General features: G+C 50.7%; 16 protein-coding genes. 9 read left to right on the top strand and 7 right to left on the bottom strand.

Features of this window, described 5'->3' with window-relative positions; all coding sequences use genetic code 11:
• Nucleotides 1–35: 35 nt before the first annotated feature.
• Nucleotides 36–2,561 carry a glycosyltransferase gene (locus tag DEF47_RS21285; protein WP_012190218.1) on the bottom strand — a complete coding sequence of 842 codons (2,526 nt, stop codon included), beginning with the start codon at nucleotides 2,559–2,561 and terminating at the stop codon, nucleotides 36–38.
• A 103-nt stretch (nucleotides 2,562–2,664) separates the two neighbouring features.
• Here DEF47_RS21285 and DEF47_RS21280 point away from each other — a divergent pair, with 103 nt between their 5' ends.
• Entirely contained in the window at nucleotides 2,665–3,333 is a 669-nt protein-coding gene (locus DEF47_RS21280; protein ID WP_012190217.1) for an HAD family hydrolase, read from the top strand.
• Nucleotides 3,333–3,986, top strand: coding sequence for a thiamine diphosphokinase (locus DEF47_RS21275; protein ID WP_012190216.1), 654 nt, complete (start codon nucleotides 3,333–3,335; stop codon nucleotides 3,984–3,986). The genes DEF47_RS21280 and DEF47_RS21275 overlap by 1 nt, the downstream gene beginning before the upstream one ends.
• A gap of 51 nt (nucleotides 3,987–4,037) precedes the next feature.
• Here the strand turns inward: DEF47_RS21275 and DEF47_RS21270 are convergent, their stop codons facing one another.
• The 5 genes from DEF47_RS21270 to DEF47_RS21250 all read right to left on the bottom strand — a co-directional run bounded on the left by DEF47_RS21270 (nucleotide 4,038) and on the right by DEF47_RS21250 (nucleotide 11,574).
• Nucleotides 4,038–6,413: an alpha/beta hydrolase family protein gene (locus DEF47_RS21270; protein ID WP_012190215.1), complete on the bottom strand. Its 2,376-nt coding sequence runs from the start codon at nucleotides 6,411–6,413 to the stop codon at nucleotides 4,038–4,040.
• Between the two features lie 160 nt (nucleotides 6,414–6,573).
• Nucleotides 6,574–7,860: an ABC transporter permease gene (locus tag DEF47_RS21265; protein WP_012190214.1), complete on the bottom strand. Its 1,287-nt coding sequence runs from the start codon at nucleotides 7,858–7,860 to the stop codon at nucleotides 6,574–6,576.
• The gene (locus tag DEF47_RS21260; protein ID WP_012190213.1) at nucleotides 7,850–9,088 is read right to left on the bottom strand and encodes an ABC transporter permease; all 1,239 of its coding nucleotides are present in this window, start codon (nucleotides 9,086–9,088) and stop codon (nucleotides 7,850–7,852) included. The genes DEF47_RS21265 and DEF47_RS21260 overlap by 11 nt, the downstream gene beginning before the upstream one ends.
• The gene (locus tag DEF47_RS21255; protein ID WP_012190212.1) at nucleotides 9,085–9,987 is read right to left on the bottom strand and encodes an ABC transporter ATP-binding protein; all 903 of its coding nucleotides are present in this window, start codon (nucleotides 9,985–9,987) and stop codon (nucleotides 9,085–9,087) included. The genes DEF47_RS21260 and DEF47_RS21255 overlap by 4 nt, the downstream gene beginning before the upstream one ends.
• A 174-nt stretch (nucleotides 9,988–10,161) precedes the next feature.
• Nucleotides 10,162–11,574, bottom strand: a complete 1,413-nt coding sequence (locus tag DEF47_RS21250; protein WP_012190211.1) for a DNA/RNA non-specific endonuclease — start codon at nucleotides 11,572–11,574, stop codon at nucleotides 10,162–10,164.
• Between the two features lie 492 nt (nucleotides 11,575–12,066).
• Here DEF47_RS21250 and rplU point away from each other — a divergent pair, with 492 nt between their 5' ends.
• The 7 genes from rplU (at nucleotide 12,067) to DEF47_RS21215 (ending at nucleotide 17,772) form a co-directional block, all read left to right on the top strand.
• Nucleotides 12,067–12,384, top strand: coding sequence for a 50S ribosomal protein L21 (gene rplU, locus DEF47_RS21245; protein WP_041304517.1), 318 nt, complete (start codon nucleotides 12,067–12,069; stop codon nucleotides 12,382–12,384).
• A 41-nt stretch (nucleotides 12,385–12,425) separates the two neighbouring features.
• Nucleotides 12,426–12,692 carry a 50S ribosomal protein L27 gene (gene rpmA / locus DEF47_RS21240; RefSeq protein ID WP_012190209.1) on the top strand — a complete coding sequence of 89 codons (267 nt, stop codon included), beginning with the start codon at nucleotides 12,426–12,428 and terminating at the stop codon, nucleotides 12,690–12,692.
• A gap of 26 nt (nucleotides 12,693–12,718) precedes the next feature.
• Complete coding sequence (rpmE, locus tag DEF47_RS21235) at nucleotides 12,719–13,036, top strand: 50S ribosomal protein L31 (protein ID WP_012190208.1); 318 nt, start codon at nucleotides 12,719–12,721, stop codon at nucleotides 13,034–13,036.
• A gap of 113 nt (nucleotides 13,037–13,149) precedes the next feature.
• On the top strand, nucleotides 13,150–13,758 hold the full coding sequence (locus tag DEF47_RS21230; RefSeq protein WP_012190207.1) for a thymidine kinase: 609 nt from the start codon (nucleotides 13,150–13,152) through the stop codon (nucleotides 13,756–13,758).
• An 11-nt stretch (nucleotides 13,759–13,769) separates the two neighbouring features.
• Complete coding sequence (locus DEF47_RS21225; protein WP_287045333.1) at nucleotides 13,770–14,369, top strand: phosphatase PAP2 family protein; 600 nt, start codon at nucleotides 13,770–13,772, stop codon at nucleotides 14,367–14,369.
• Nucleotides 14,370–14,614: 245 nt separating this feature from the next.
• Nucleotides 14,615–16,675, top strand: coding sequence for a VanW family protein (locus DEF47_RS21220; protein WP_012190205.1), 2,061 nt, complete (start codon nucleotides 14,615–14,617; stop codon nucleotides 16,673–16,675).
• 17 nt (nucleotides 16,676–16,692) lie between these two features.
• Nucleotides 16,693–17,772, top strand: coding sequence for a M14 family metallopeptidase (locus DEF47_RS21215; RefSeq protein ID WP_287045332.1), 1,080 nt, complete (start codon nucleotides 16,693–16,695; stop codon nucleotides 17,770–17,772).
• On the opposite strand, the gene DEF47_RS21210 is transcribed toward DEF47_RS21215, so the two are convergent.
• The gene (locus tag DEF47_RS21210) at nucleotides 17,749–18,123 is read right to left on the bottom strand and encodes a diacylglycerol kinase family protein (RefSeq protein ID WP_012190203.1); all 375 of its coding nucleotides are present in this window, start codon (nucleotides 18,121–18,123) and stop codon (nucleotides 17,749–17,751) included. The two genes, DEF47_RS21215 and DEF47_RS21210, sit on opposite strands and share 24 nt — an antisense overlap.
• Nucleotides 18,124–18,229: the final 106 nt, after the last annotated feature.

The following is an 18,229-nucleotide window of genomic DNA, read 5'->3' as shown; positions in this document are numbered from 1 at the left end:
TTCTTCGTGCTCTTCGTGGTTAAAAGCTCTGCCCTTTAACTTTTTCGCAACCGATTGACCCACTTTAACAAGCGCATGACTTTACCGTTTTCTAGCGCTTTGATATGCTGCTCAAGCTGGGCGATATGCTCATTTTTCTCGGCAACCGCCCGATCAAGCTCATCCATACGGTAGCGCATGCTGGTTTGGCCTGATTGTTGGCCTTGGGCTTTGACGTTGCGGCGTTTATCGGCAGCATACTGTGGTTGGCGACAAAACTCGACCAACGGCGCACAAGCTTGTTCCCAGGTATAGGCTTGTTGAATGTTGGCAAATTGGGCTTGGCGTTGCTGACGATCGGAAGGATGATCGGCGGCATGGGTTAAAGCGGCGACCCAGCCCTGGACATCTTCGATTGCGACAACCTGACCAAGCTGTTGTTGCTGCACCAAATCGGCCAAACTATCGCCTGCCGAAACGATCATTGGCAAGCTGGCCCAGAGGTAATCGAGCAATCGCGTGCGAAAGGCAAAACGGGTTTCAGTATGATTATGATGAGCGCTAACTCCTAAATCGGCCTCAAGCAAATAGTTGACCCGTTGATCATAGGCGACCCATGTTTGATTGAAAAAGACCGTTTTGGCGTATAAACCCAGCTGTTTTGCTAGCTCAACTGCTTCGCTATACCGCTGCATCACCCCAACATCTTGGGTATTCGGGTGTTGCCCACCCATAAAGACCAGCTTTAATTGGGGGTGGCTCTGCTGCAATTCGGCCATGGCCCGAATGATCGTCAATGGATCAAGCCATTCCCAGATGCCGCCGCCCCATAATGCAATTACATCGTTTTGCTGAATGCCCTCAATTACGCCACGCATCACTGGCTGAGTGGCTTGGGGTGGCTCACTGGGCAAGCCAAATGGCACAATATCGATCAACTTGCGTAAGGTTGGATCATTGCGATAGTGTTCGGGAGTCAAGCGCTTGCTAACGGTCAAGGCTCCCAGCCACAAATCACGTTGGCGTTCGCTGGCACAGATAAAGAAATCGCCAAGCGCTAGTTGTTGCGTCAAGGCTGCCACGCTGGCATCATTCAGTTCAAGCGCTCGTTCTAAACTGAGGCCACGGCGTTCGGCTAATTCAAGGGCTTCAAAATGGAAGGGATCGTAGAGATCGACCACCAAAATGCGTTCAGCATTCAGCAATTGGGGATATTTTTGCAAACTATAGCCTTGAACAATAATGACCTCGGCATTTAGCGCCAACTCACCCAAGCTGCGGCCATCGTTGCTAGGAAAGGCGATGGTTTGAACATTTGGAATGGCAAGATCGGCCTGATCGGGCGCTGCTAGCACAACTTTGCAGGAGTGGCTCAGTTGTTTGGCAATTTGCACGCTGCGAATCGCCGGGCCAGCCAAGGCTGCTTGCAAGGGATCAATGCTGACAATCAGCACATTCGTGGTTGGGTTGGGCATAAGTTCTCGCAATTTAAAGCTTTCAACCATGGTTTGCTGCTGCATATGCAAACGCACATCAAGATCGATCAGGCCAAATGGTTGTTCAAACAAATTAAATAATTCAGCATCGCTACGTTGGCGAAGCGTTTGCAAGCGTTCACGCTCAGCCCACAAGCTATCCCAGCCATCAAGCACATCGCCCAAAGCCGCGATGTAACTCAACATAATCTTGGGAACTTGCATGGTGCTGGTTTGGTCGCCCTGTTTGCGCAGCCGTAAATCGAATTCTTTGCGATCAAAGCCACCGCTGCCATCGAGCAAACTACGCTGAATAATCAGCAAAATGGCAGCTGGCAGAATGCGCCACAATTGCTCATCGGCATAATGTTTGATGATGGTGCGTAGGGCGTTGCGCTCAAGTAAGGCGCGAATTTGATGTCCGCCCATAGTGTTGGCGGTGGCATGTTGGCGATGATAGACCAGCGCTGATGGATTAAAACGAATTTGGTAGCCCAACAACCATGCTCGCCAGCCAAAATCGACATCTTCAAAATAGGCAAAATAGCTTTCGTCGAAGCCGCCAATTGCCAAAAAAAACGCCCGATCGGCCAGCATAGCCCCGCCACAAGCAAAGAGTTGTGGGCCAGCTTGGCCTGCGATGCTAGCAGTTGGCATGCGCGTAAATGGCTGATTGCCATGGCCAAAGACATTCAACGCCGCTTGGATAAAATCAATCTGTTGGCCTTCCCAATCGAGCATTTTTGCCCCAACCGCAATTACCTTTTCGGCTTTATGCGCTTCGATATCGGCAACTAAATGCTCGATCCAGTTGGGATCGGCTTTGGCATCGTTATTGATCAAGGCAACATATTGGGCTTGACTGAGCCGTACCGCCTGATTGACTGCCGGAGCAAAACCCAGATTCTCACGATTTTCAATTAAACGAACCTTGGGAAATTGCTGACGAAGTAAGTCGCAGGAGCCATCGTGCGAGGCATTATCGACGACAATTATTTCAAGCGCACTGCTTGGGTAGCGCTGAACAAACAACGAATTTAAACAATCAACGAGGTGTTTTTTACCATTGAAATTGATCACAATGATCGAAACGCTGGGCCGATCCATGCACAACCCTTCGGAATTAAAGGCCACAATCAGCCAGCATCGTACCATAAAACGCCAATCTGCATACAATAGCTGCAAGAATGTTTTTTGCGACGGAGTATGTATGCCACGACCTGTATTTATCGATTTGTACTTTACCTTGATTGAGCCAGACCCCGCTTACAACTGGGCAACCTTGGCAGCCCCGCTGCTCGGCATCGAGCAGCATGCCTTTCATGCTGCGGCTGGTCGTTCGTATCAAGCGCGGATGGTTGGCACCTATCGTTTGGCTGAAGAGATTGTTGATCAAACCTTGGGCTATTTGGGGATGAGCGTTACACCTGAGGTGCATGCCACGCTGACCAAACAGCGCTTGGAGTTTTTCAGCACGCTTCGCGTTTATCCCGATTCGATACCGACCTTGCAAGCCTTGCGAGCACGTGGCCACCAAATTGCCTTGGTCACCAACTGCTCAGCCGAAACCATCCCGATGATGGAGCCGCTGGGTTTGCTAAATTTGTTTGATGCACTTGCCTACTCCTGCGATGTGCGTTCGGCCAAGCCTGAGCCTGGCATTTATCAGCATGCCCTCGATGTCTTGAATGTTGACCCGCGTGAGGTGGTGTATGTTGGTGATGGCGATACCCAAGAGCATGCTGGCGCAGCCAAATTTGGCATGACCACCGTACTGCTCCAGCGGCCTGAAGCTAAAATACGCGCTGTGCAAACCGATTATGTAATTAACTCGCTGACTGAATTATTGGATTTAGCGCCACTGAGCCAAGGAGCCTAATGCTAGCAGTTATTATTGCCGACGCGCCGCAAGCCGATATTCGGGCGGCCTTGCCTTTATTGAGTAGTACCGATTTATTGATTGCTGCTGATGGCGGGGCACGTCATGCCTTGAATCATGGGGTTACACCGCATGTGATTATCGGCGATTTGGATTCGATTCAGCCTGCAACCTTGGAGATTATGCAAGCCCGCAAGGTTGAGATTCAGCGCTTTCCAGCGGCCAAAAACGAAACCGACCTCGAATTGGCATTGTTGCTGGCGGCTGAACGCGGCGCGGATCAGATTCGGATTCTGGCGGCGCTTGGTGGTCGGCCCGATATGCATATGGCCAACCAACTCTTGCTGACCCATCCAGCCTTGATTGGGCGTGATGTGGCGTTGCTTGATGCCAATTGGGAAGTGCGCTTAATTCGTGATCAATTGCAGCTGCAGGGTAAACTTGGTTTGCGGGTTTCGCTGTTGCCCTTGGGCGATGTTGCGGGAGTACGTACTGAGGGCTTGCGCTACCCATTGCGCGACGAAGATTTGCCAATTGGCCCAGCGCGAGGCGTTAGCAACGAATTTGCAACAGAATCGGCCCAAGTCAGCATTCGCTCAGGGCTGTTGTTGGCGATGATCGAACGCGAGCTACAGTCGGGATACTTGGCTTAAATAAAAACAGGCGGAGCAACTATTGCCCCGCCTGTTGCATTCCGAACGTAGTTATTCAGCAGTAATCAGATTCTTGCCGAATTGCAAGCTTGGTGCTGCAAACGTAGCGGTTTCCGTAAACACGATTACATCAGTAGTTTCAGGCACTGTCATGGTTGCGGCATCGGTCACGACTGGCTCGGCAGCGACACTTGGGCTACCGCTCAAATATTGGCGGAACCACAAGATTTGCTCTTGGGCAGCGCGATATTGGTTGGCAGGGTCGCTCAAACCATGGCCTTCGAGTTCATAGGTCACCAACTTGACGCGGTGCTTTTGAATTTCGATTTGGTCATGGAAGTCAACGGCATACTTGACTGGCAAGAAGTCGTATTCGCCATGGAACAACAGGGTTGGAGTGCGCACGCGATCAGCGCGATTCAATGGCGAATCAGCGGCATATTCAGCGGGCTTATCCATTGGTGTGCCACCTTCGAGGTAGGCAATTAATGGCCCCAAGCCAAAGTGGAATTCATTGGCGTTGTTGAGCAAGGTGCATTGTGGGTTGGCAGCAGCGTAGCGAGTTGGGTGGCGGGTGATACTTTGGGCGCTGAAATAGCCGCCGTATGAACAGCCAGTTACCCCAACCTTATTTTGTGAGGTCCAACCGCGTGAAATTGCTTGGCCAATAATTTCGGCACCTTCGTCGATATCGATCTTGCCGAAGTTGTCATTATCAGCCAAGGCGTTCAAGAATTCTGGCCCGAAGCCCAAGCGACCAGGCAGTGGCACATACAACACCGCGATGCCAAAGTTTGGCAACAGGTTGTAGGGATTTTCAGTGTTGGTCGCGAAGAATTGGGTCATTGTAGCGCGTGGTCCACCTTCTTGCCACATCACGATTGGCACATCTTTTGGTGGGAACTCAGCGCCAGCAGGTTGAATTAAGAAGCCATTGCGTTGTGCGCCACTGCTGACGGTAAACGAAACGCTATCAACTCGAACATTATTAATTTTTTCAAGCTCGGCGTTGGCCCAGGTCAAGCGACTGAGCGCTTGGCCATCCCAGTTCAAACGATAAATATCGGCTGGCTGGCTGAACGACATGTAGCTGAAGATCAACTGACGGCTCATATTCGTGGTGGTTACACCAAAATAGGTGCCATCCATGTTCGACACTTTGCGGAACTCGCCTGAGCCTTGGTTGAAGTAGTACAAGGCTTGGTTGGTGCCATTGGCAGTGATGAACAAGACTTCATCTGGTGAGAGATAGAAGAAGCCTGAAGCTTCAGGGGTTTGCAATTCAGGTGCATACAATTCGCGTTGCAACGTGCCATCGACGCTACGGAATTGATAGCTGGCCATATCTGGGAAGATATAGGTTGGGTGTGGGCGACCAGCGATTTGAGCTGGACGTTCCAAGCGCACGATGTAGCGTTGGCCGTCGGTGCTCCATTCGATGTCGCGAACAACGCGACCATCGCCATCAACCGCTCGCCATGCTTCTGGCTGGAAGTTGCCAGTCGTCAGATCGAAGATATCGAGCACATTTTCGGTGAAGAGTGGGTTATCCTTGGGTGAAAGACCGCCAAGTGCATCTTGGGTCATCACGTCAACCAAGCGCTTTTCACCAAAACCTTCGCCCAAAATCACCGTATCGCGAATCAAAGCGAATTTTGAGCCATCTTTTGACCATGCATAATCGTAGAGCAAGGTATGATCAGGCACGCTGTAGAGTGGCGTTAATGCGCCAGTCGTTAGATCGAAGATTGCCAAATCAAGGGTTTCTTCGCTCATGTGGCGGCGTGAATCGGTATGACTGTAATAGGCAATCCGATCCTTGGGCATGGTGCGTTCCATGGTGGTTTTTGGGGCTTCGATGTTGAATGGCAACTTCACCGAATCGGGCGATTGGCGCATTGCTTCAAGTTCGGATGCTTCGAAGGTGACCACCAACAAGCGCGAGCCATTGGGCGCAATCGATAACGGTAAGAATGGCAAATTAACTGGATACAAGCTAATTTGGCCACTGTAGCGATTAATGGACAGCACCATCCCACCCATAAACAGGTCGTATAAGACTTGACCAATGTTGTCATTATCAAGCCAAACCATTTCGGTGGCTGCCAAAGGGAAGAAATCGCTATCTTCGGGGAGTTGTAATGGCTGAATTGGCACAATCGAGCCATCAACAACATTCAAGAAAGCTGAACCAGTGTCGCTATAACGATAGTTGCCAATGACCACCGTCGTGTCATCGGGGCTGATTTTGGTGCCAACACTGGGGTAGGTGTTGTCTTGCAGTTGGGCGAGTTTGAGCAACTCATCTTCAGCAAGCAGCAATTCCGGTTCTTCAAAGTAAGGGACATTGACAATTTCTGCCGAGGCAGGCATTGTCGTAAACAAGATCGCCAACAAAGCCAGCAGTAAGCTGATGCGTCGTCGCATAACGCTTGTTTCCTCCTAGAGCAAAGCTCTTCCACACAAAGCCCAACACGCGAACATTTCCAACTCGGCTCTACTTTAGCAGATTTGCTGCTAAAAAACGAGAGCAATTTTGCCAACGATTGCTAGGGAAATCTACGCTAGCAATCGTTGGTTTGTTGCATTACTCTGATTGGCGCAAGGCTTGCCACATGGCTCCAAACGAGGCTTTGCTGCCACGCAACAAGGTGCTGGCGCGAAACATACGAGCCGTGACAAATTGCAAGCCAATCACGGTTAAGGCCATTAAGGCTACCGACACCGCTATTTGCCAAAATGGCACGCTGGTTAAGACGCTGCGAATCGTTAGTACAACTGGCGCGGTTAGTGGGAACATACTGAGGGCCGCCGTAAAGCCGCCATTTGGTTGCTCGATAATGACACTGAGAAACACCAATGGTACAATAATTGGCAGGCCTACAATCATGGTTAGCTGTGAGCTTTCGCGCATGGTGTTGGCCACCGCCCCAATTCCGGCCATGAGCGACGCATACATAGCATAGCCAAGCAAAAAGCTAATCAAGGCCAAAACCCACGCCCCAAGCGGAATTTCAACGTTTGCGAGCATGCTGCTCAATGCTGCACCTTGACCAGTCACCACTGCGCCAATCGTAATCCAGATGCCAACTTGGATTAAGCCCAACAGGCCTAAACCAAGAATTTTGCCTTGGAGCAAACTGCGTGGTCGTAATGATGAGAGCATTACTTCCATCACCCGATTTTCTTTTTCTTCGATCAGCGATTGCAACAGCAAGTTGGCCGATGAGAAGATGGAAATATATAACAGCAACGCCAAGCCCATGCCCAACATAAAGGCCGATTGCATGCGCTCGCCTTCATTGGCTACATTGCTGGTTGGCCCATCTGGTCCTTCAACCTTCAGCTGAGCGGTTGGTTGTTGGGTCAAAAAGGCATAACTGCTGCCAGTATCAGGATACAAACTGCTGCTCAACAGCAGCTCCAGCAATGATGATTGGATGCTATCGCCAAATGGATTAACTTGGTTGCTATAGCGCTGAACCTTGCCAGTCGCAACATAATCGTTTGGAATCACATACAGCGCTGGAATTTCGGCTTTTTCTAAGGCAGCCAAGCCTTGATCAAGATCAGGGTATTGCACATACAGCGCGGCGGTTTGCGGGTCAAAGCTGCTGGGAATGCCATTGATGATTGCGCTTTGATCGACAAAGCCAATTTTGAGCTTGCCAGCCAAAATATCTTCGTTGATTTTGGTCGGATCGCCTAAACCTGGTACGGCAAAACCATCGCGGTTGCTATTGTTGCCTGATTGGCCCACAAAGCTGATGATCGTAATCATTAAGGGTACGCCAAACACAGCCAGCCAAAATGTTGGTTTACGAATGTGTTTGATAAATTCATTTTGGGCGACACTGAAGGTTTTATTCGCCATGCTGACCTCCCAAACTCAAGGCACGGCGGATATCGACCCACGAAAGCCGCTTGCCATAGCGCAACATGCCAATCCGCACAATTCGCGCTGAAAGCCAAATCATGGCAATTGCCATGCCAACCAGTACAACCACTGAGAGCCCAAGTTGCCAAGCTGGAACGCTCACTAAAGCAACGCGTTGCATCATTACAATTGGCGCAGTAAAGGGGAAAATGCTCAAGAACACGGCTAAGAAGCCATTGGGGTTTTCAATAATCAGCGTCATAAACCAGACTGGTGAAATCATCAGGAGCGAGACGACCCCCGAGAATTGTTGACCTTCTTGGACGGCTGAAACCCCCGCTCCGATTGCACCTAATGCCCCGGCCACCATCAAATAGGCTGGCACAAACATGATGGCCCCAATCAGTAACACATTGGTTGGTAGCGTCAGATTAGCTAGATCGTCGATGTTGGCCCGGGCAATCATAAAGCCGAGCAGCGCTGTGCCGACCCAGATGCTGATTTGGGTTAAGCCGACCAAGCCTAGCCCAACAATCTTGCCCAGCATCAACTCAAAGGGACGCATTGAGGTTGCCAGAATCTCCATCACCCGTGATTCTTTTTCTTCGACCAAGGCCGTCATCAGGTAGGCGCTTGAGCTAAATACGGTGATAAACAGAAAGATGCCAAAGATGTAAGGAGTGAAAAATAGCAACACTCCTTGGGCTTCGCTAATTTCTGCATTGCTATTGGGTTTGCGGTTATACACTTCACTAATTGGTTCAAGCGCTCGAACGCTATCAAGCGGTGCTTGATGGCTGATCAGCGCTTTTTGCATGTAATTTTTGAAGCGACCTTGGGCATCGCTATTCAAATTGCCTTCAGCAGCGACTCCCCGCAATGCGCCCGTTTGCAAATAATCGTTGGGAATCACCAAATAGCCATCAATTTCTTGATTGCTTAGGGCATTTTTGGCTAGATTTTCATCGCTAAATCGAATGACATCGACATCTTTGCGCAAGGTATCGGTAATTGTGACTGTGGCAGGCAGTTGGGTTGTAATTCCAGCTTGATCGACAACGCCAAGATTATTGCTCTGATTGCCAAAGGCCACAAAGGCAATCACTGCTCCAAAGATTGCGCCAAGTAGCAATGGTGTGCCAAAGGTGGCTAGCAAAAAGCCTTTGCGTTTGGCATGGACACTATATTCATGCGCGGCGATCGTCCACCATTTTGCCTTGCTCATTGGCCACGCTCCCCATTAACCACTCGCACAAAAATATCGTCGAGTGAGGGAATCGCTACTTCAAAACGATCAACGGTGGTGTCGCTACGGCTGGCCAAGGCTTGGAAAACGCTTTGCGGGCTGGTGCCAGCTTGCAAATTGAGCTGCACTTGGCCGTTTTCAGTTTGGACACTCTCGATGCCTGGCAAATTATCGAATGAGCCATGGCCTTCAACCCAAACGGCATTGGGAGCGAAGCGGCGGCGAACATCACGCAATGTCCCATTCAAAACAATCTCGCCACGATTGAACATCACAATCCGGTCGCACATTTCTTCGATTAAGTGCATTTGGTGGGTACACATCAGCACTGCCCGACCTTCGCGCCGAATATCAAACAATAGATCTTTGACCATACGTGTGTTTACTGGGTCAAGCGCCTCAAATGGTTCGTCGATAATCACAATATCGGGTTCGTGCAAAATAGTTGTGCCAAATTGTACTTTTTGCTGCATCCCTTTGCTTAGTTCGCTGACCTTCTTTTGGGCCACATGACCAAGCTCGACCCGTTCAAGATAGTCGCTGGCGCGTTTGCGAGCCTCGTTGCGCTCAAGGCCTTTGAGTGTCGCCAAATAGACCATACAATCTAGAACTTTAAGGTTGCGATACAGACCGCGTTCTTCGGGCAGATAGCCGATGCGGTTCTTTTTGGCTTCATCCATTGCGCCGCCCAGCACCTCAATTGAGCCGCTGTCGGGGCGCAAAATATCCAAAATCATGCGGATAGTGGTGGTTTTACCCGCACCATTGGGGCCAAGTACCCCAAACAATTCGCCAGGTTCGACGTTAAAACTTACTCCCCGAACTGCTTCAGTTCCGGCAAAAGATTTTTTAACATCAACAATATTTAACATTGCCATGTAATCGTTTCCTCCTGTAGGCTAGGAGCCTACCCACTGCCTAAGCATACCATGGCTGACCGATCGTTAAACAGGTATTCGAGAGCGAACCGCCCTCGTCCTTAAGAATGAAAGGGCTGCTAGATTTTCCTCCAGCAGCCCTTTGCAGATATTCAATTCAGCACGATTTGCGGCCTATGGGCAACTGACACTGTGGTTGCCCAAGCCACTGAATGTATCAAGGCTATAGCTATCCCAGGTGCTGCTTGGGGTGAAGCTATCGCTGCGATTGGTATCGCCTGCGCTGATTGTTGCTTTACGGCGCAACGTGCGATCGGTGGTTGTGCCACCCCAACCGCTGCTACCTGGGTCGTTGCCAACTTGGCCAAAGCTATCAACCACCGTGCCATTGTAGGTCAGCACAAGTGCATCATTGCCATTGAAGTTGGCCACACTGCTGGTGATGTTAGCAAGATTCTGTACGCTACTTGATGCCGAGGCGTTGGCAATCACATAGGTTGCGCCATTGGCGACCGAGCCACTCAAATTCACGCTACTGCTGGCGCTGGTCGAGCCGTTGGCATACAACTGAATGCTATAGCCACTGAGGCTGACGCTGGCTCCAGTATTATTGTAAAGTTCCAAAGCTTTGTTGTTGCTGCTGCCTTCGACATATTCTGAGAAGAACAGGCGGCTCGATGTACAGCCGGTGCTGGGGGTTGGGGTGGCCGTGCGTACTGGAGTGGCGGTTGGGTTGGTTCCCGAGGTTGGTACAGCTGTCGGAATTGGTGTGGTCGAGCCATCGACGCGGGCTTCAATCACATTTTGGATGTTGGTTGAGACATTTGAAAGGAAGTTATAGCCCGTCAAGCTTTCGAGAGCATCAACCGTGGTCAGATAATCGCGCCAATCGTTATCGCGAATACCTTGCACATTGGGCATGTTGATCGCGATGACGCGGGTGTTGTTGCTGACGCGGCTGAGGTCGTTACTGCCTTGGCTAAGCACGACGATGATTTTCCAGGTTGAATTCGGAATTCGCACCTTGCCACTGGCGATTGTGCCACGTGAGCCAGCCCCGCCGCTGATAATATACAACTCGTTGCCAGCGCTGACCAACTCGCGAGCATAGGTTTCGAGGTCAACCCATGGGCCTTGGTTGTTATCGGGCGCTTGGGGAATAATGTTGGTCATGTAGAAGGTGGCTTGGTTATCGGCGGTGGTGGCGGTGCGATCGCCTGAGGGAGTCATATGGCCGCGATCATAGCCGCTGCCGCTGTAATCGCCAGTGGCAACGCGATACCAACCACTGGGCAAGCTAGTGTCGGTTTGAAAATCGCTGCGTGAAACGCTACCAATATCGCCGCTATCGAGGTGCCAACTGACCCAATTGGCAATCCCATTATCGCGGTGATACGAGAGCGCATATTGGTTGCGTTGAATTAAATAATTGGTCGGATAGCTGCTGCTGGCGACGGCCCCGCTGGGATTGCCCAAGACCAAGTTATCACTACTAACGGTTTTGGCCTGCGTTGGTTGTACCAAGCTAGCCCCAACAAACCCAAGGACGAACAACGCGAGCAGGGTAATCAGCCGACGATCCTTCATGTAACTTCCTTTCAGAATGGAATTGCTGATCTGATGTGGCGTTTCGTTATTCTTTGTTCCTAGTTTGGTACTATAGAATACCATACTTAATAATTTATTAAAACAGGGTCAAAAGCTAGTTATATTTGTGGGGTCTAAAAATGACGATTGAGCTAGCTCCAAAGGGGGATAAATACATTCCCTCACCCCTAGACCCCCCTCTTGCCGAGCAAAGCGAGGGGGAATCACCCTATCCTAAATGTTGGAATGCCCCTCTCCCGCCGCCGTGGGAGAGGGGGCGGGGTGAGGGGCGCTGTTGGAAGGTATGGAAGTATTTTGATTGATCTAAGCCATACGCGAGACCTAAAAATTCAAATCAGCGTGGTTGACAGCATCAAGGCTCTCTGCTATAATCCGATGCCGTGTTGTAAAGAAAAAATGTTATAAGAGGGCGGGCAGATGCCCCTCTCTTTTTTATCAGCGGCGGACCAAACCGCCAGAAGGAGCGGCATCGTGTACGCCATTATTCGAGACCGTGGCCAACAGTATCGCGTTGAGCCAGGCCAAACATTGCAAATTGCCTTGACCGACGCTGAAGATGGAAGCACTATCGAATTTAATGAAGTCTTGATGGTTGGTGGCAGCGACACCCTTGTCGGCTCCCCATTGATCAGTGGCGCAGTTGTGAAAGCAACCGTTGGCGAAGTTGTGAAGGGCGAAAAGATTATCGTGTTCCGCTACAAAGCAAAGGCACGCTATCGCCGCCGCACCGGCCATCGCCAAAAATACACTGAAATCACCATCAACGATATTGTAGTTCCAAGCAAGTAATATGACCGCGCGGTTGGCCCGCGTCTGAAAGGAGCCTGCAAATGGCACATAAAAAAGGTGTAGGTAGCTCGCGAAACGGGCGCGATAGCAAGCCGCAAATGCGTGGAATCAAACGCTTTGGTGGTGAGTTGGTGCAGCCTGGTTCAATCATCGTTCGCCAATGTGGCACCAAAGTGCGTCCAGGCGCAAATGTTGGCCTTGGCCGCGATTACACCATCTACTCGATGATTGATGGTCATGTCAAATTCGAAGATTACAGCCGCACCCAAAAAATGGTGAGCGTTGTACCTGCTGAAGCTGAAGCCTAAACCAGCATCACCATCGAGGAGTTATCATGAAGAAGAACATTCACCCAAAATATTATCCAAATGCCAAAATTGTGGTGAACGGCGAAGAAGTCTTGATTACTGGCTCAACCAAGCCTGAATTGCGCTTGGATGTTTGGTCAGGCAACCACCCCTTCTATACCGGCGAACAACGCATTCTGGATACCGCTGGCCAAGTTGATCGCTTTATGAAGCGCTTGCAATCAAGCCAAGAAAAGCAATCAGATGCCCAACGCCGCCGCGAAGCTCGCGCTCAACAAGCCCCCAAAAAGCGCAGCCTCTACGATGAAGTCTACGGCGAAGAATCAGCTTCAACCGAAGAATAAGGTTTCATCGTTGTTCTGATATTTCGAAAGAGCCACGCGATTCCTTGTGGTGTCGCGTGGCTCTTTTGTTGCCTCGCGACCCTCGTTCCTCTAAAATGCTATAAGGAGTTGTCATGCAACGTGGTGGGATTGAAGTTGTTTGCGGCAGTATGTTTAGCGGTAAAACCGAGGAATTGATTCGCCGCGTCAAGCGTGCCCAAATTGCACGGCAAAAAATTCAGGTGTTTAAGCCAGCGATCGATACCCGCTATTCTGATGAAGAAGTAGCTTCACATAATGGCGTGCGCGTGTTGGCAACGCCAGTGCAAACTGCTGCCGATATTGCCGCAGCAATTGCGCTTGAAACAACCGTTGTGGCAATTGACGAAGTGCAGTTTTTTGACCCAGCTGTGATCGATTTATGTGATTTGTTAGCGCATCGCGGCGTGCGCGTGATTGTCGCTGGCCTTGATCAAGATTTTCGTGGTGAGCCATTTGGCCCATTGCCAATCTTGCTCGCCAAAGCCGAAGAAGTGACCAAACTACAAGCGATTTGTGTGATTTGCGGTCAGGCGGCTTCGCGCACCCAACGCTTGATCAACGGTATGCCAGCCTCGTATGATGACCCAATTATTTTGGTTGGGGCGCAAGAAGCCTACGAAGCTCGTTGCCGCCGTTGCCATGAAGTGCCACGTACCTATCGCAATGGCAATCATGCCAAAGAAACCGCAGTCAATAGCTAACGATGGTGGGCTTGCAGCAACAATCAACTTCATCGCAGCCAAGCGCCGATTTTGCGCTCGCATTGTGCTCATTTGTTGGTTACTTTGCTGCAAGCCATGTCCCCGATCAGCCTGCCTATGTTGTGCCTGCCACCGCGCTTGATCGGGCGATTCCGCTCATGCCTACCAGTGTGTTGCCTTATCTTTCGTTATACCCCTTTTTGGGCTTGAATGCAGCCTATTTTTGGCCAAAACCCACGCACGCCCGCCGGGTTTTTCAGGCAATCACCCTGCTGAACAGCCTTGGTTCGATTGTGTTTTGTAGTGTGCGAACGACCGTTCCACGCCCTCAATCAACCACGAGTCGGCTGCTCAAGTGGCTTTGGCGGGTTGACCCACCCTATAATGCCTTTCCAAGTTTGCATACCGCCTATGCGCTGATTTTGGCCGAGGCCCATTGGCGGGTGCGCTCACCATGGCGTTGGCTGGTCAGTGCTTGGGCGATGGCGATCATCATTAGCACCCTCACCACCAAACAACACCATCTCTGGGATGTACTTGGTGGCATTGGGCTTGCTCGCTTGGTTGCTGGCAAGCTCTTCGCTGATTTATCACCCGCACATCAGCTTTAATCTGAACGACATAACCTCAGAGCAATGGTATAATAGCCACATTGTTTAAGTAGGAGAGTCCACGGTGAATAATCAGCAGCTTAAACAAATCTATCGAATTGTTTCGATTGTTTTGGTGGTACTTTTGGTGCTTTCGTTAGTCGCTAGCATTTTTATTGGCGTATAAGCAATCTATCATTGCATATCGGCGCTATGTTTGTTAGCCTGAGAAGATATTTGGTGTTTGGTCGCTAGGAGCGCTTGGCATGGCAGATGAATTTTATCAGAAATATGGCCCAATCGAGCGTCGTCGCCAAAATGGCGATGTGCAACAGTTTGATGCAACTGCTCCCTTGGCCGACGATCTCCCCGTTCGATCCGCTGCGCCGCCAAAGCGTAAACGCAGTCGCCTACGTACTTTTATGTGGGGCGCTGGCATTACGCTAGGCTTGGTTGGCTTGTTGTTTGGCATCGGTTTGTGGTATCTCAATCGGACCTTTGAAGGCCGAATTTACCCAAATGTGGCGATTCAGGGCATCGATATGAGCCAGAAAACCCCTGAAGAAGCTAAGGCGTTGCTTGCCGAACAATATGCCGATTTGCTCAAGCGCCCAGTTGGTCTAAGTTTCAATGGCCAAACTTGGGAGCCAACCGCCGATCAAGCAGGCATCAGCCTTTCAATTGAGCAATCGGTTGATGAAGCCTATAGTCTTGGGCGCGGTGGCAACATCATCAATACCCTGCAGGCGGTTTCGGGCATTTGGCAAAATGGCTATGATATTCCGTTGGCGGTAACCGTTGATCAAGCTCAACTGAGTGAGTATCTGACGACCGCAACCAACGATTTGATCACCGCGCCAGTCAATGCCAATCTGATCGTTGCTGGCAATACTGCCACAATGACTCCGGCTCGCGAAGGTCGGTTGATTCTGATCGATGAAACTGCCCAAGATATTTTGACCCAATTGCAAACACTCTCACCTGCTCAAGTTGTCTTGCGCACCGAAATGGTGATGCCAACCGTGCTTGATGATGGAGTGTTTGAAGCTAAACAAACGATTGATGCAGTGTTGCAATCGCCATTAACCTTGATTGCTGGCGATTTGCAGTGGGAACTCAGCACCGATGATCTGCGTGCTTTGATTCGGCTTGACACCCACACTGATGCCAATGGCAAAACGAAAATGGTGGCTTCGTTGAACGATCAAATGATTCGCCAACGGGTTGCAACCTTTGCCGATGAAATTGGGCGTGGCTCAGTCAACCCGCGCGTAGCTTGGGATGGTGGGGCACTCACGATTGTGCGCGAAGGCCGCACCGGTTTACGCCTCGATGAAGAAGCCTCGGCCCGCCGCATTATCGAGCAAGCCACGATTGGCGAAACCCGCACGATCGAATTGGTTATTCGTGAAGTGCAGCCCGATGTAACCGCCGAAAATATCCATAGCCTGGGAATTGTTGAAGCAGTTGGGGTTGGCAAAAGCTCCTACAAAGGCTCAGCATCCTATCGTGTGACCAACATCAAAGCTGGCTCACGCTTGCTTGATGGAATTTTGATCAAGCCAGGCGAGGAGTTTTCGTTCAACAATGCGGTTGGCTCAATCGACGAAGCCAATGGCTTTGTCAAGGGCTATGCAATTGTTGGCAATCGCACCCAAGAAGAATGGGGTGGCGGGATTTGCCAAGATTCAACCACGCTGTTTCGAGCGGCGTTCCACGCTGGCTTGCCGATCACTGAGCGTCATACCCACTCGTTCCGCATTTCGTGGTACGAAGTCTATGAACCCTATGGCATGGATGCAGCAATTTTCACCGGAGCCTTGGATTTCCGCTTTGTCAACGATACGGGCAAGTGGCTGTTGCTCAATACCTATGTTGATGATTCGACGGCAACTGTAACCTATGCCTTGTATGGTACGGCTCCCCAGCGCGAAGTGATTCTCGATGGGCCTTATGTGACCAAAGAGTATCCTAAGCCAACCGAGCCAACCTATATCGCTGATCCCAAAGAGCCAGTTGGGGTGTTTCATCAAACCGACACCGCCCGCGATGGCATGGATATCATCGTTTATCGCATTATCCGCCAAGATGGCCAAGTGATTTTGCGCGAGCCATTCAACACCCATTTCAAGCCATGGCCTGATATTTATGTGCATAATCCGGCAACTCCGTTGCCACCAAAGGGTTGTAAACCAACCGATCCATGTGCTAATCCGGCAACGCCAACGCCAGAACCACAGCCGCCGCAACAGCCGGAGCCAACGCCTGAGCCACAACCAGAGCCAACGCCAGGTGGCGAGATTGTAGTACCAACGCCAAATCCCTAATGAAAAAATATCTGCTTATGCTAATAATGGTCGCTGGATTGCTTGGCATTCCAGCGACCACGCTTGTTGCTCAAACCCCAACCATTGCGCCAACGCCTAGCCCGAGCACTGTTCCAGTTGTCGATTTGACCTTTGGAACTTCGTTGCAGGGGCGGGCGATTACGGGTACGCGCTTTGGCAATGGCCCACGCAAGCTGTTTGTCGTCTCGAATACCCACGGCGGCCCCGAAGCCAATACCTATCAACTAGCCTTGGCGTTGCTTGAGCATTTTCGCCAAAACCCGCAACAAGTGCCTGCTGATGTGAGCCTCTACATTATTCCGACGGTCAATCCTGATGGCTTGGCGATTGGCACGCGTTTCAATAGCCGCAGCGTTGATCTCAACCGCAATATGGATACCAATTTCGATGCCTGCCCCGAAAACGACTGGAATCAAACCGTCGAGGGAGCGTATGGCATCGTTTCCGATACTGGCGGGGCATTCGTCGAATCGGAGTTGGAAAGCCAATTAGTACGTGATTTGGTGCTCGATGCTTCGGCGGTAGTTTGGGTGCATAGCGATGGTGGCGATGTGTTTCCAGCTTTTTGTGAACATGGGCCATCAATCGCCTTAGCTCAAGCCTATGCCGAAGCTAGCGGCTATCGCTACGATCGTTATTGGCGTAACTATATGATCACTGGCGGCATGCACGATTGGGCGGGTGCACTTGGCATTGCCTCGATTACCCCAGAATTATCAACGGGCGAATTGCCTGATTTCGACGAGAATTTGCGGGCAGTGCAAGCAGTCATGGGGCGTTCTGAGGAGCTATTGCCGTTGGTAACGACGACAGTGGAAGTAACCACCAACATCACCATGCCCACCTTATTATGGCGCTATTGGCGTGCCCACGGTGGCCCTGATTTCTTTGGCCTACCGATTTCGCCTGTGGTTGAGTATCAAGGGCGGCCAACCGTCTTTTTTGCCGAGCAATATTTGAGTTTAGTGCCCGATGGGGCTGATCGCATGCAGCCTGCGCTACGTGGCGAAGGTGGTTTGGCGCTTTGGCAAGCCTATTTGCTCGATCAACAATCAACCAGCTATCAAGTGCGCTAAGCGTGGCCAAACGATGATCGCGGCAATTATTAACGCCCCGATTGCCGCGATCAACACTGCACCAGCGGCTACATCCTTGGCGCGGCCAGCTAGTGGGTGATACTCCGGCGAAACTAAATCGACAATGCTTTCGATGGCGGTATTCACAGCTTCTAGTGCCAAGACCACCACGCTAATTAAGCTCACCGCTAGCCATTCGTTGGTGTTGATATCCAACAACCAGCCAAAAAAAAGCACCACTGCAATAGCTAAGCAATGAACTTGGGCGTTGCGTTGGCTGCGAATTAAGATCCAAATGCCGCGAAAGGCATAGCCAAAGCCACAAATAAATTTCCAAAGCGCCTGAAGCATTCCATAAATTCCCAAAGGTAGAACATAGATGTAATGGTTTATCGCATGAACAACCGCCAGCGTTCCCTCACCCCCTGACCCCCTCCTTACAAGGGTAGGTTTTTAA

Source organism: Herpetosiphon sp. (assembly GCF_003512625.1).
Lineage (GTDB): Bacteria > Chloroflexota > Chloroflexia > Chloroflexales > Herpetosiphonaceae > Herpetosiphon > Herpetosiphon aurantiacus.
The sequence above is the reverse complement of the archived record's forward strand: the minus strand, read 5'-3'. Positions and strand labels throughout refer to the sequence as shown.

What these genes read in the sequence shown, in the direction of transcription:
- DEF47_RS21220 (WP_012190205.1), top strand. Translation starts at nt 14,615, where the DNA reads ATGGCAGATGAATTTTATCAGAAATATGGCCCAATCGAGCGTCGTCGC.
- DEF47_RS21275 (WP_012190216.1), top strand. Translation starts at nt 3,333, where the DNA reads ATGCTAGCAGTTATTATTGCCGACGCGCCGCAAGCCGATATTCGGGCG.
- DEF47_RS21250 (WP_012190211.1), bottom strand. Translation starts at nt 11,574, where the DNA reads ATGAAGGATCGTCGGCTGATTACCCTGCTCGCGTTGTTCGTCCTTGGG.
- DEF47_RS21280 (WP_012190217.1), top strand. Translation starts at nt 2,665, where the DNA reads ATGCCACGACCTGTATTTATCGATTTGTACTTTACCTTGATTGAGCCA.
- DEF47_RS21230 (WP_012190207.1), top strand. Translation starts at nt 13,150, where the DNA reads ATGCAACGTGGTGGGATTGAAGTTGTTTGCGGCAGTATGTTTAGCGGT.
- rpmA (WP_012190209.1), top strand. Translation starts at nt 12,426, where the DNA reads ATGGCACATAAAAAAGGTGTAGGTAGCTCGCGAAACGGGCGCGATAGC.
- DEF47_RS21215 (WP_287045332.1), top strand. Translation starts at nt 16,693, where the DNA reads ATGCTAATAATGGTCGCTGGATTGCTTGGCATTCCAGCGACCACGCTT.
- rpmE (WP_012190208.1), top strand. Translation starts at nt 12,719, where the DNA reads ATGAAGAAGAACATTCACCCAAAATATTATCCAAATGCCAAAATTGTG.
- DEF47_RS21285 (WP_012190218.1), bottom strand. Translation starts at nt 2,561, where the DNA reads ATGGATCGGCCCAGCGTTTCGATCATTGTGATCAATTTCAATGGTAAA.
- DEF47_RS21255 (WP_012190212.1), bottom strand. Translation starts at nt 9,987, where the DNA reads ATGGCAATGTTAAATATTGTTGATGTTAAAAAATCTTTTGCCGGAACT.
- DEF47_RS21265 (WP_012190214.1), bottom strand. Translation starts at nt 7,860, where the DNA reads ATGGCGAATAAAACCTTCAGTGTCGCCCAAAATGAATTTATCAAACAC.
- DEF47_RS21210 (WP_012190203.1), bottom strand. Translation starts at nt 18,123, where the DNA reads ATGCTTCAGGCGCTTTGGAAATTTATTTGTGGCTTTGGCTATGCCTTT.
- DEF47_RS21260 (WP_012190213.1), bottom strand. Translation starts at nt 9,088, where the DNA reads ATGAGCAAGGCAAAATGGTGGACGATCGCCGCGCATGAATATAGTGTC.
- DEF47_RS21270 (WP_012190215.1), bottom strand. Translation starts at nt 6,413, where the DNA reads ATGCGACGACGCATCAGCTTACTGCTGGCTTTGTTGGCGATCTTGTTT.